The organism is Streptomyces sp. NBC_01260 (assembly GCF_036226405.1).
GTDB lineage: Bacteria > Actinomycetota > Actinomycetes > Streptomycetales > Streptomycetaceae > Streptomyces > Streptomyces laculatispora.
This window is the reverse complement of the sequence record NZ_CP108464.1, coordinates 4816026-4830701: the sequence shown is the minus strand read 5'-3', so window position 1 is coordinate 4830701 and position 14676 is coordinate 4816026. Positions and strand designations below refer to the sequence as shown.

The window sequence follows — 14676 nt, the reverse complement described above, 5'->3', positions numbered from 1 at the left end:
GTCGACCGGCAGATACGCGCCTCCGGCCTTCAGCACGCCGAGCAGGGCAACGGCCAGATCAACGCCGCGTTCCATGCACACGGCGACCACTGACTCCGGTCCCACGCCTCGCCCGACCAGCAGCCGCGCCAACCGGTTCGCCCGTGCGTCCAGCTCCGCGTACGACACTTCAGTGCCCTGGGACACAAGAGCCACGGCGTCGGGGGTGCGAGCCACTTGGGCCTCGAACAGCTCCGGCATCGTCGCAGCCTCGACGTCGACCGCCGTGTCGTTCCACTCCGTCAGGAGCCGATCCCGCTCACCGTCGTCGAGCACGTCCACGCGATTCAGCGGGACATCCGGTACCTCGTCCAGAGCGGCCGCCAGGTTCGCCGCAGCGGTGCACAGCAGTGCGCACACCGCCTGCGCGTCGACCGGGGCCACAGCGTCGACGGTAAGCCTGAAGCCGACTCCGAGATCGTCCACCGCCACCACGAGGGGGTAGTTGGTGCGTTCCCTGGTGAGCAGCGCGCTGACGCCCTCGAGCCCAGTGTCAGCTCCCTGCTCCGACTCGCGAGCCATCGCCCTGGCCGCGACTTGGTTGTGCCGGTAGTTGAACAGGGAGGTGAACAGCGGACTCGTTCCGGGTACTCCGCTGCTCTTCTGCGCCAGTGCGAGCGGCGCATGCTCGTGGGCCAACAACTCGGCCAGCTGCTCCCGCAGCCCGGACAGCGCCTTGCCCACACCGGTCGAGTCGACCCGGACGCGCACAGGCAGGGTGTTGATGAAGGGGCCTTGGACCCGGTCCGCACCGGCACCGGAGTTCATCCGTCCGAACAGCACCGTTCCGAACACCACATCGTCCCGGCCGCTGACCGTCGCGAGTACTCGCGCCCATGCCAGGTGGAACACCGTGGCAGCACTCACACCGAGCGTGCGGGCCAACTCTCGTATACGCGAGGAGAGCTCGTCATCGATCGCGAGCTGGGCACGCTCCGACGAGATGCCGTCGCTGTGTACGTCCAGCAGCCCGTACGGCGCCGTCGTCTCCTCCACGTCACCGAGGAGTCCGGCGAAGTAGCGCTCGTGCTCCTCGCGCGACACACCGAGGCGGGCCTGCGCCACGAACTCCCGGAACGGGAGCGGCTCAGGCAGCGAGTCACCTTGTCCGGAGAGGAATGCGCCCAGTTCCCTCAGGAGCGCTTCCTGCGTCGTGTGGTCCCTGACCATCTGGTGGATCTGCAAGAGGCCAAGCCACCGGCCATTGCCCGGCTCCGCAGCGGCACTCATCCGGATCAACGGCGCACTGCGGAGGTCCATCCATCCGCCGGCCTGCTCCAGCAGCTGCTCGACCGCGTCGGACCCAACAGCGTCGAGTTCGAGCTCATGAACCGGGAGTTCCGCATGACGCGCCACGACCTGGACCGGTTCGCGCAGGCCTTCCCAGACGATCGACGTGCGGTAGATGTCGTGCCGGTCGACCACGCGCTGCAGAGCCTCAAGGAACGCGTCCAGCCTGTCTCGAGAGTCAAACCCGAGGACAATGGGGAGCACATAGACATCACGGCTGTCCTTGTCCGCCATCAAGTGGTGGAAGAAGATGCCGTCCTGCAGCGGAGCCAAGGGGTACACATCCGCCACGTTGGACGCGCCACCCGGCACCTGCGCCACGACCTGCTCGACTTCGTCGGCCGAGAGATCGAGCAGCGGAAGCATTCCGGGGGTGATCACGTCCGCATCTACCGGAATCCGGCGGGCGGGCACCTCCACCTGCTCCGGAGCCGCCTCCGCCGCGAGCCCGGCGACCGTGGGCGTCTGGAACAGCGCCCGCACCGAGATCGACACACTACGCGTCCGCAACTGCTCCACCAGGGAGACCGCGAGGAGCGAGTGCCCGCCGAGCGCGAAGAAGTCGTCGTCGACGCCGACATGCTCCAGGCCGAGTACCTGGGCGAACGCCTGGCAGAGGATCTCTTCCTGGAGGTTGGCTGGGCCGCGGCCCGAGCTCGAGGCTGCGGCCGCGTAGTCGGGGGCGGGGAGAGCCTTGCGGTCCAGCTTCCCGTTGCCCGTCAGCGGCAGGGTGTCCACGGCGACAACCGCGGAGGGCACCATGTGCTCCGGCAGGTGGGTGGCCGCGAACTCACGTACCGACGTCGCGAGGTCGGCCTGTTCGGTGTCCTCGTCGTCGGTGACGACGTAGGCGACCAGACGGACATCGCCTGGCGTGTCCTCGCGAGCGGTGACCGCCACCTGGTCGAGCAGCGGGTGCGCGGCCAGCGCCGACTCCACCTCACCCAGCTCCACCCGGAAACCGCGCACCTTCACCTGGTCATCCGCTCGACCGGCAAACACCACCTGGCCGTCGGACGTCCAGCGGGCACGGTCACCCGTCCGGTACATACGCGCACCCGGGACAAAGGGGCACGCGACGAAACGTTCGGCCGTCAGGCCCGCCTGACCCACATAGCCCCGCGCCAGCTGCGCACCCGCGATGTACAGCTCACCCACCACGCCCGGGACCACCGGCTGGAGCGAGCCATCCAGGACGTACAGCTGGGTGTTGGCCACCGGCGTACCCACCGGCACCACACCCGACGCCGCCATCCCCGGCGTCAGACGCGTCGTCGCGACACCGATCGTCGCCTCCGTCGGACCGTAATGATTGAACACCTCCCGCTCACCCGCGGCCGCCTCGAGCAGCTCACCGACCAGTTCGGCCGAGGCCGCCTCACCGCCAAGGACCAGCACCCTGGCTGGCAGCGCAGTCGCCGCACCCAGCGCCGCCACATGCGAGGGCACCGCCTTCAGGAAGTCGATCCGCTGCTCCTCCAGATACGAAGCGACCGCCACCGGATCGGTCACCGACTCCTCGCCCAGGATGTGCAGCTCGCCGCCGGTCGTCAGACTCGCGAACACCACCGTGTTGCCCAGGTCGGTGGCCTGCGCCTGCAGCACCGCATACCGGCCCCCCGACTCACCGAACCCAACACGAGCCGGAACCGAGGCAACGTAATTGGCCAATGCCCCATGGGTGACCGCGACACCCTTCGGGCGACCCGTCGACCCCGACGTATAGATCACATACGCCAACTGACCGCCAGAGAGTTCCACTACAGGAGCAGTGGCCGGGGCCGAAGCCAGCTGCATCTCCACCGGCGCACCATCCACCGCCACCAGACGCTGACGGCCCGCCGGAAGATCATCCAGGATCTCCTCGGTCGTCAGGGTGAGCACGGCCCGGCTGTCACGCATCATGAACGCGATCCGCTCCGCCGGCTGCCCCGGATCAATCGGCAAATAGCCCGCCCCGGCCTTCCACACCGCCAAAATCCCGACGACCGTCTCCACGCCGCGCGGCAGACACAGGCCGACCACCGACTCGCCACCGATCCCCTGAGACCTCAGATAGTGCGCCAGCCGATTCGCCCGAACATCCAACTCCGCGTATGAGAACGCCTCGCCTTGGGCGACCAGCGCCGCCGCCTCGGGAGTCCGATCCACCTGAGCCTCAAGTAGACCCGGCACCAACACACCCGACGCCTCAACCGTCGTGTCATTCCACTCAGTCAGAAGCCGACGACGCTCACCCTCACCGAGCACGTCCACCGAACCAACCCGAACCTCCGGGTCGTCCGCCACCGTCGACAACACACGAGCCCAACGGTTCGCGATCGCGTCGGCGGCCTCTGCGTCGAAGAGGTCCGCAGCCACCGTCACCGCACCGCGAACACCTGCTGGCGCACCCTCGGCGTCGAACGTCTCGATCACCATCACGTCCAGGTCGAACTTCGCCGCCGGACGAGACGTGAGCACTCGCTCGCCCACCAACCCGGACAACTCCAGTACGGCATCGGCGGTGTTATGCATCGTGAGGACAACCTGGAACAGGGGGTGACGTGCCAGGGAGCGGGTCGGCGCCAGCTCCTCGACGAGGCGCTCGAAGGGCACGTCCTGGTTGGCGAACGCGCCCAGCCCCGCCTCCCGCACACGGCTCAGCGCCTCCGTGAAGGTCGGATCGCCCGACAGATCTGTGCGGAGTACGAGGGTGTTGACGAAGCAACCGACCAGGTCATCCAGAGCCTCGTCCGTACGCCCCGCAATCGCGGACCCAATCGGAATGTCCGTGCCCGCACCAAGACGGGACAACAGCACCGTAAGCCCTGCCTGCAGCACCATGAACACCGTCACACCCTCAGCACGCGCCAACTCCACCAACCGCGCATGCACCTCCGCCGACACCTCAAGCGGAGCACTGTGACCCTCATGACTCGCCACCACCGGACGCGAACGATCAAACGGCAACTCCAGAGCCTCCGGAGACCCCTCCAACGCTCCACGCCAGAAGTCGATCTGCCGCGCCGCCAGGCTCTCCGGGTCCGCCTCCGCACCCAGCAACTCGCGCTGCCACAGCGCATAGTCCGCGTACTGCACCGGCAACGGGGTCCACCCAGGAGCCCTGCCGACACACCGCGCTTCATACGCCACGGAAAGGTCACGGAGAAGCGGGGCCATCGACCAGCCGTCAGCGGCAACGTGGTGGACCATCAACGCAAGGACGTGCTCGCTCGGTCCGGTCGTGAAGAGCCAGGCCTTCACCGGCACCTCGACCGACAGATCAAAGGCATACCCAGTGGCCCCAGCTATCGCATCCGACAGTTGCGCGGAGGTGACATCGGTCACCGGTACGTCCCACGCCAGATCGTCGACGTCCACGACAAGCTGGTACGGCTCGCCGTCGGCCACGGGAAACACCGTGCGAAGCGACTCGTGGCGCGCAATGACGTCTCGCAGTGCCTCGGACAGTGCCTCCTGGTCCAGTTGACCGGTCAGGCGCAGCACAACCGGGCTGTTGTAGGTCGCGCTCGGTCCCTCCAACTGCCCGATGAACCACAGGCGTCGCTGTGCGTACGACAGTGGGATCCGCTCCGGGCGTCGACCAGCCGCCAAGGCCACCCGAGCCGAGCCGGCATCGGCCAGCCGCGCAGCAAGCCCAGCCACCGTCGGCGTCTCGAACAACACCCGAATCTCCACCTCCACGCCAAGCGCCGCACGAACCCGGCTCACCAGCCGCGTCGCGAGGAGTGAGTGTCCGCCCAGCTCGAAGAAGTCGTCGTCGACGCCGACATGCTCCAGGCCGAGTACCTGGGCGAACGCGCCGCAGAGGATCTCTTCCTGGAGGTTGGCTGGGCCGCGGCTCGCGGCGGAAATGGCGGCCGCGTAGTCGGGGGCGGGCAGGGCCTTGCGGTCCAGCTTTCCGTTGCCCGTCAGCGGCAGAGCGTCCAGAACCACGACCGCCGAAGGAACCATCTGCTCCGGCAAGCGGCCGGCCGCGAACTCACGAACTGCGGCTACGAGTTCAGCGGACTCGGTGTCCTCGTCGTCAGCAACGACGTAGGCAACCAGACGAACGTCACCCGACGAGTCCTCTCGTGCAGTGACCGCCACTTGTTCAAGCTGCGGGTGCATCGACAAGGCCGACTCGACCTCGCCCAGCTCGATGCGGAAGCCGCGGACCTTCACCTGGTCGTCGGCTCGGCCCGTGAAGACCACCTGCCCGTCCGACGTCCAGCGGGCGCGGTCCCCCGTCCGGTACATACGGACGCCCATGGTGAAGGGGCAGGCGATGAAGCGCTCGGCCGTCAGGCCTGGCTGCCCCACGTAGCCCCGTGCCAGCTGAGCACCCGCGATGTACAGGTCACCCACCACACCCGGCGCCACCGGCTGCAGAGCGCTGTCGAGCACGTAGAGCTGAGTGTTGGCCACCGGGGTACCCACCGGCACCACCCCGGACGCGACCATCTCCGGTGTCAGACGTGTCGTCGCGACACCGATCGTCGCCTCCGTCGGACCGTAATGGTTGAACACCTCCCGCTCGCCCGCCGCCGCCAGCAGCTCACCGACCAACTCCGGCGAGGCCGCCTCACCGCCCAGCACCAGCGCCTTCGCCGGCAGCGCCGCTGCGGCTCCCAGCGCGGCCACATGCGAGGGCACCGCCTTCAGGAAGTCGATCCGCTGCTCCGCCAGGTAGGAGGCGACCGCCACCGGGTCGGTGACCGCCTCCTCCGCGAGGATGTGCAGCTCGCCACCGGTGGTCAGGCTCGCGAACACCACGGTGTTGCCCAGGTCGGTTGCCTGCGCCTGCAGCACCGCATACCGGCCCCCCGACCCGCCCAATCCGACACGAGCCGGAACCGAGCTGACGTAGTTCGCCAACGCACCGTGCGTCACCGCAACACCCTTGGGACGGCCCGTCGAACCCGACGTATAGATCACATACGCCAACTGACCCGCAGCAACGGTGACGTCCGGTGCCGTCACCGCAGCAGACGCCAGCTGCATCTGGACCAGCGGCCCGTCCACCGCAACCAGCCGCTGACGACCCGCCGGGAGATCATCCAGGATCTCCTCGGTCGTCAAGGTCAGTACGGCACGGCTGTCCCGCATCATGAACGCGATCCGCTCCGCCGGCTGCGCGGGATCGATCGGCAGATACCCGGCGCCCGCCTTCCACACCGCCAAAATCCCGGCGATCGTCTCGACACCACGCGGCAGACACAGACCGACCACCGACTCGCCGCCGATCCCCTGCGACCTCAGGTAATGCGCCAGCCGATTCGCCCGACCATCCAACTCCGCAAACGAAACCGACACACCATCCGAGACCACAGCCACCGCGCCCGGCGTCCGCGCCACCTGAGCCTCAAACAACCCAGGCACCAACACACCCGACGCCTCAACACCCGTGTCATTCCACCCAGTCAGAACCCGACGACGCTCACCCCCACCGAGCACATCAACGTCACTCACGGGTATCGACGAATCCTCGACCACCGTCGACAACACTCGAATCCAACGGTTCGCGATCGCGCCAGCGGCCTCCGCATCGAACAGGTCGGCAGCCACTGTCACCGCGCCACGAACACCTGCGGGCGCGCCCTCGGCGTCGAACTCCTCGCCAACCATCACGTCCAGGTCGAACTTCGCCATGGGCTTACCAAGGAACAGAGCCTTGGAATTAATGCCCGGGAGCACCAACTCCGGGGAAGCGCCCTCGTGTCCCATGGATGCGTTCAGCTTGGTGAAGACAACCTGGAACAGCGGATGCCGGGACAGAGAGCGAGCCGGTGCCAGCTCCTCCACCAGGCGCTCGAACGGCACATCCTGGTTGGCGAACGCCTCAAGCCCCGACTCGCGAACCCGGCCGAGCAGTTCCGTGAAGGTCGGATCGCCCGACAGATCTGTGCGGAGTACGAGGGTGTTGACGAAGCAACCGACCAGGTCATCCAGGGCCTCGTCCGTACGCCCCGCAATCGCGGACCCAATCGGAATGTCCGTACCCGCCCCGAGGCGCGACAGCAGCACCGCAAGCCCCGCCTGCAGCACCATGAACACCGTCACACCCTCAGCACGCGCCAACTCCGCCAAACGCGCATGCACCTCCGCCGGGACCTCGAATCCAGCCGAATGCCCACGGTGGGTCGTCACCGCCGGACGCGGGCGGTCAAACGGCAGCTCCAAGCCCTCCGGAGACCCCTCCAACGCTCCACGCCAGAAATCGATCTGGCGCGCCGCCAGGCTCTCCGGGTCCGCCTCCGCACCCAGCAACTCGCGCTGCCACAGCGCATAGTCCGCGTACTGCACCGGCAACGGGGTCCACTCAGGAGCAGCGCCCGATCTCCGCGCTTCGTACGCCAAAGAGAGATCACGGAGCAGCGGCCCCATCGACCAGCCGTCCCCCGCAATGTGATGCACCACGACGACGAGCACGTACTCATCCGGGCCGGCCGCGAACAGCCAGGCCTTCACCGGCACCTCGATCGACAAGTCGAACGCGTACCCAGCTGCCCGAGCCACTGCGGAAGGCAGCTGTCCTGCGCTGATCTCGTCTGTCGGGAGACTCTCGGCAGGCTCGATGACCGGTAGATCCATCACAGGCTGGTCCCATGACAGTCCATCGAGTTCAAGCAAAGGCACGTCCGACGGCCTTGCCTGGCCGTCGTTCTGAACCACCTGAGTCATCGACAGTTCCCAGGCCGGGTCGTCGATGTCCACGACATGCTGATGCGGCTCGCCGTCAGCCATGGGAAAGACGGTGCGAAGCGACTCGTGGCGCGCTATGACGTCCTTCAGAGCCTGGGACAGCGCGTCCCGGTCCAGCTGACCGGTCAGACGCAGAACAGTCGGGCTGTTGTAGGTCGCGCTAGGTCCTTCGAGCTGGGCTATGAACCACAGGCGTCGCTGCGCATACGACAGCGGAATCCGCTCCGGACGCTCGCCAGCCACCAGCGCCACCCGAGCCGAACCCGCTTCCGCCAGCCGCGCAGCAAGCCCAGCCACCGTCGGCGTCTCGAACAGCGTCCGAATCTCCACCTCCACTCCGAGCACCGTACGAATCCGGCTCACCAGCCGCGTCGCCAGCAGCGAATGCCCACCCAACTCAAAGAAGTCGTCATTGACACCCACGCCTTCAAGGCCGAGGACCTGGGCGAACGCCTGGCAGAGGATCTCTTCCTGGAGGCTGGCCGGACCTCGGCCGGCGCCAGAGACTGCTGCCGCATAGTCGGGGGCGGGAAGAGCCTTGCGGTCCAGCTTTCCGTTGCCCGTCAACGGCAGAGCGTCCAGAACTACGACGGCCGCGGGCACCATATGCTCCGGGAGCTTCCCGACGGCGAACTCGCGGACAGCAGCCACCAGGTCAGTGCCATCGGTGTCCTCGTCGTCGGCGACGACATAGGCGACCAGGCGGACGTCACCGGGGATGTCCTCGCGAGCGGTGACGGCCACTTGGGCAAGCTGCGGATGCGCCGCCACTGCCGATTCCACCTCGCCCAGCTCGATGCGGAAGCCGCGCACCTTCACCTGATCATCGGCTCGGCCCGTGAAGACCATCTGCCCGTCAGCCGTCCAGCGGGCGCGGTCCCCGGTGCGGTACATACGGGTGCCCATGGTGAAGGGGCAGGCGATGAAGCGCTCGGCCGTCAGGCCTGGCTGGCCCACGTAGCCCCGTGCCAGCTGAGCACCCGCGATGTACAGGTCACCCACCACACCCGGGGCCACCGGCTGCAGAGCGCTGTCGAGCACGTAGAGCTGGGTGTTGGCCACCGGGGTACCCACCGGAACGACACCGGCCGCCGCGATCTCCGGCGTCAGGCGGGTGGTCGCGACGCCGATCGTCGCCTCCGTCGGACCGTAATGGTTGAACACCCCGCACTCGCCCGCGGCCGCCAGCAGCTCACCGACCAGCTCCGGCGAGGCCGCCTCACCGCCGAGAACCAGCGCCTTCGCCGGCAGCGCGGCTGCCGCTCCCAGCGCGGCCACGTGCGAGGGCACCACCTTGAGGAAGTCAATGGACCGTTCTTGCAGGTAGGAGGCGACTGCCACCGGATCGGTGACCGCCTCTTCCTGGAGGATGTGCAGCTCGCCACCGGTCGTCAGGCTCGCGAAGACCACCGTGTTGCCCAGGTCCGTGGCCTGCGCCTGCAGCACCGCATACCGGCCCGCAGAATCACCGAACCCGACACGAACGGGAACCGAGGCCACGTAATTCGCCAACGCACCGTGCGTCACCGCGACACCCTTGGGACGGCCCGTCGACCCCGACGTATAGATCACATACGCCAACTGACCCGCAGCAACGGTAACGTCGGGTGCCGTCACCGCAGCAGACGCCAGCTGCATCTGGAGCAGCGTCCCGTCCACCGCCACCAGCCGCTGACGACCCGCCGGAAGATCATCCAGGATCTCCTCGGTCGTCAACGTCAACACGGCCCGGCTGTCACGCATCATGAACGCGACCCGCTCCGCCGGCTGCGCAGGATCGATCGGCAGATAGCCCGCCCCGGCCTTCCACACCGCCAAAATCCCGACGATCGTCTCCACACCACGCGGCAGACACAGGCCGACGACCGACTCGCCACCAATCCCCTGAGACCTCAGATAGTGCGCCAGCCGATTCGCGCGCTCATCCAACTCCGCGTACGAAACCCCGACACCCTCGGAGACCACCGCCACCACGCCCGGCGTCCGCTCGACCTGAGCCTCGAACAACCCAGGCGTCAAAAGACCGGGCACCTCAACACCCGTGTCATTCCACTCAGTCAGAATCCGACGACGCTCACCCTCACCGAGCACATCCACCGAACCAACCCGAGTTGAAGGCTTCTCGGCCAGCAGCTCGAGCGCACGAGCGAACCGGCGCGCGATCCCCGCCGCGGCCTCCGCGTCGAACAGGTCCGCGGCTACCGTCACGGCACCCCGAACACCCGTCGGTGCGCCCTCGGCGTCGAATTCCTCGCCAACCATCACGTCTAGGTCGAACTTCGCCGCCGGACGTGCCGTCGACAGCAGTTCAACTCCCAGACCGGGAAGTTCGAGGACCGGCCCGCTGGTGCCGTCCTGCACGGTCGAGACTGCGTTCATCTTGGTGAGGACGACTTGGAAGAGCGGATGACGGGACAGGGAGCGGACCGGAGCCAGCTCCTCCACCAAGCGCTCAAACGGCACATCCTGGTTGGCGAAGGAACGAAGTCCCGCTTCACGTACCCGGCCCAAGGCCTCGGAGAAGGTCGGGTCTCCCGACAGGTCCGCTCGCAGCACGAGGGTGTTGACGAAGCAGCCGACCAGGTCGTCCAGCGCCTCGTCCGTACGCCCCGCAATCGCAGATCCGATCGGAATATCCGTACCCGCCCCGAGGCGGGACAACAACACCGCAAGCCCTGCCTGCAGCACCATGAACACCGTCACACCCTCAGCACGCGCCAACTCCACCAACCGCGCATGCACCTCCGCCGACACCTCCAGCGGAGCACTGTGACCCTCATGACTCGCCACCGCCGGACGCGAACGATCAAACGGCAGCTCCAGCTCGGCCGGCGAGCCGTCCAGTGCCTCACGCCAGTAGCCGACCTGCCGTGACATCAAGCTCTGCGGGTCCTGCTCGGCACCCAGCAGCTCGCGCTGCCACAGCGTGTAATCCGCGTACTGAACCGGCAGCGAAGCCCACGTCGGGGCACCGCCCGCACACCGCGCCTCGTACGCCGCCGACAGGTCCCGTGCCAGCGGGCCCATCGACCAGCCGTCGCCGGCGATGTGGTGCACGACCAGCACCAGCACGTGCTCATCCGGCCCGGCCGCGAACAGCCAGGCCTTCACCGGCACCTCGACCGACAGGTCGAACGCGTAGCCAGCAGCGTGGATCACTTCATCGGCGAGTTCGGGCTGCGTGTCGGTATCCCTCGGCGTCGACTCCCGAAGGTCCTCGAGCGCCCGGAGGCGGCCGTACGACTCCTTCGTCTTCACGACGTCGACGACGGGCAGGTCCCACGCCAGCTCGTCCAGGCCGAGGACCCGCTGATAGGGCTCGCCGCCCTCGGAGGGGAACATCGTGCGCAGCGCTTCGTGCCGATCCAGGACGTCCCCCAGCGCGGCCTTGAGCGCCTCACGGTCCAGCCTTCCGGTGAGGCCCAGGACGAGCGGTGCGTTGTATGTGGAACTCGGGCCTTCCAACTGGCCGATGAACCACAGTCGTCGCTGAGCGAAGGACAGCGGTATCCGCTCGGGGCGCTGCCTGGCGGCCAACGCGGCCCGAGCAACCCCCGAACCGGTCAGCCGCTCGGCGAGTGCGGACACCGTCGGCGCTTCGAAAACATCGGCGATGCCGACCTCGACGTCGAGCAGCGTACGGACCCTGCTCGCGAGGCGTGTCGCCATCAAGGAGTGTCCGCCGAGGTCGAAGAAGTTGTCGTCGGCCCCTACACCCGGCAGGTCAAGGATCTCGGCGAAGGCAGCGCTGAGGATCTCTTCCTGGGCCGTGGCCCGGCCCTTGCGCACACCGACCGTGTACTCGGGTGCCGACAGGGCCCTGCGGTCCACCTTGCCGTTGACCGTCAGAGGGAAGACGTCGAGGGCCACGACGGCGGCCGGAACCATGTACGCGGGCAGTCCTCCTGCGACGAACTCGCGTACAGAAGAAGGAAGTTCGTCAGCATGCGCACCGTCGGCCGGAATCACGTACGCCACCAGACGCTTGTCCCCGGAAGCTTCCTCCCGGACATCGACAATCGCCTGCTCGACCTCGGGGTGCTTGGCCACCGCGGCCTGCACTTCGCCCAGCTCGATCCGGTAGCCGCGGACCTTGACCTGATCGTCGGCACGGCCGACGAAGGCGAGTTGACCGTCCACGGTCCACTTGACGCGGTCCCCGGTCCGGTACATCCGCGTCCCGTCGGCGGAGAACGGGTCGGCGATGAACCGCTGTGCGCTGAGCTCCGGGCGCCCCAGATATCCGCGGGCGACTCCGGAGCCTGCGACATACAGCTCTCCGGCCACTCCGGTCGGAACGGGATTCAGGGAGTCGTCCAACACGTACACCCGCGCGTTCGCGTTGGCTGTGCCGATGTTCGGCTCATCACCCGGCTCCAGCGGGCCCGCCATCGTCGCGACGACGGTCGTCTCGGTCGGTCCATAGGCATTGATCAGCTGCCGTCCCGGAGCCCAGCGGGACACCAGCTCCCCGCTCAACGCCTCACCACCGGAGAACAGCGTGGACACCGATGCCAGGTCCTCCGCCTCCAGCACGCCCAACGCCGCGGGCGGCAGCAGCAGATGCGTCACGCCATGGCGAGCCACCGTCTGCGTCAGGCCTCCGCCCGGCAGCAGGTTCTCGGCGGGAGCCACCACCAGGCGTCCCCCCGAGCACAGAGCCATCAGCAGTTCCCAGGTGGCGCCGTCGAAGCCCACCGACGCGAACTGCAGCACTCGGCTGTTCTCGTCCAGCACGCACCGCTGTGCCGTCGCCGCCACGAGGTTCACGGCACCGGAGTGCGTCAGCATCACCGCCTTCGGTGCACCCGTGGATCCGGAGGTGTAGATGACGTAGGCGAGACCACCCGGGATCGACGTGACTTCGGGCGCTGTGGCTGGAGCCACCTCCAGGGCGGCGTGCACCATGGCCGAGTCCAGAGCGACAGCAAGCGCTCGGCTGGGCTGCAGACCCTCGAGCAGCCCTCCCTCGCACAGGAGCACCTCGGCCCGGCTGTCGTCGAGCATGAACCTGATCCGCTCCGGCGGGTAGCTCGGATCGATCGGCAGATACGCCGCCCCGGCCTTCCACACCGCGAGCAGCGCCACCACCAGGTCGACACCGCGCTCCATCACGACGGCGGCCACCGACTCCGGTCCTACGCCCAGCTTCACCAGGTGCTGCGCCAAGCGGTTCGCGCGCTCGTCCAGCTCCGCGTACGAAAGCTGGGTGTCCTCGGCAGCCACCGCCACCGCATCGGGCGTCCGTGCCACCCACGAGGTGAACAGCTCCGGGACTGTGGTGCCGGCCACGTCGATCGCCGTGTCGTTCCACTCCGTAAGGACGCGTCGGCGCTCGTCCGCATCCAAGAGGTCTACCTGGCCTGCGAGGTCGGTGGGCGAGGCCGTGACGAGCCAGTTAACGATGTTCTGGAAGCGCCGTGAGATGTCCTGCGCCGATGCCAGGTCGTGGAGGCCGGAGTTCGCGAGGACGTCGAGCTGGAGATCGGCTTCGCCGGGCCTGTCGTAGATGTCGATCCGGCTGTTGTCGCTCGGTCCGGTGGAAAGGCTGTGGGAGGTGACGCCGCAGTCTCCGAACCGCTCCGGATAGTCGAACGACATGACGTTGACGTGCATGGCGCACAGCGAATCGCTGTGCACGAGCTTGAGGTCCCGAAGAGTGTCCTCGTAGCGATAGCGCTGGTGCCGCAGTCCTTCGCGGACTGCCTTGGATATCTGGCGCACGAGGTCCGCGATGGATGTCGCTCGGTCGATCTTGAGGCGCACCGGCATGTTGTTGGAGGTCATGCCGGGAATCCCGAGTTCGCGGCGCCCTGATCGGCCGCTCACCGGCAGGCCGATGATGACGTCCCGCTCCCCGGTCACCCGGTGCCGGTAGATGGCTGCGGCCGCGACCATCAGGCCGGCGAGGCTGGTCCTGAACCGCCGGGCTGCCGCCTTCATCTTCGCGGCGTCGTCACCGTCGATGCCGTCGGTGTGCCGGACCAGGCTGTCCGGCAGCCGCCGGACGCCGTGCCCGCCCACGGTGGCGGAGTCCGGAAGGTCTGCCAGGACGCCGAGCCAGTACTCCCGGTCCTGGGGGAAATCGGCTGAGTCCTGGTACGCACGGTCCGCTTCGATCAGCGCGGACAGCGGCGCAAGGGTTCCCTCATCGGTGGCCTGGCCGGAGAGCAGCGATTCGTAGATATCAGCCAGGCGGGTGGCGAGAATCCTGCCGCCGGTGCCGTCCAGGACCAGGTGGTGGTGACGCTGGTACCAGAAGTACCGGTCCGTACTGAGCTTGAGGACGGCGAAGGTCGAAAGCACTCCGCCGGTCAGAGCGATCGGTCGACGGAGGTCCGCGTGCATCCAGTCCTCGGCAGCCTCGCGCGGGTCCGGCGCGCCACTGACGTCGATGACATGAATCGGGTAGTCGCTCGGGGCGGCAACGTACTGCTTCGGTGTGCCCGCCTCCACACGGAAGCAAAGGCGGACGGTGTCGGCTTCGTCCACCGTGCGCCGCAGGGCTTCTACGAAGAGGTCCACGTTCAGCTCTCCGTGGAACTCCAAGTACTCGCTGACGTTGTAGATCGGATTCTCAGGTGCCAGTTGCTGGGCCTGCCAAATGCCGAGCTGGCCAGCCATCAAGTCCTGAGATTCACTGCCGAAAATAGCCAT

General features: G+C 67.6%; 1 protein-coding gene (cut by a window edge). It reads right to left on the bottom strand.

What is annotated here, in order from left to right:
• Positions 1-14676, bottom strand: the 5' portion of a protein-coding gene (locus OG322_RS21630) for a non-ribosomal peptide synthetase (RefSeq protein ID WP_266411758.1). Its footprint begins 1575 nt before the window's first position; 14676 of the gene's 16251 nt are visible here — the first part of the coding sequence; the start codon lies at positions 14674-14676; its stop codon lies beyond the left edge, outside the window.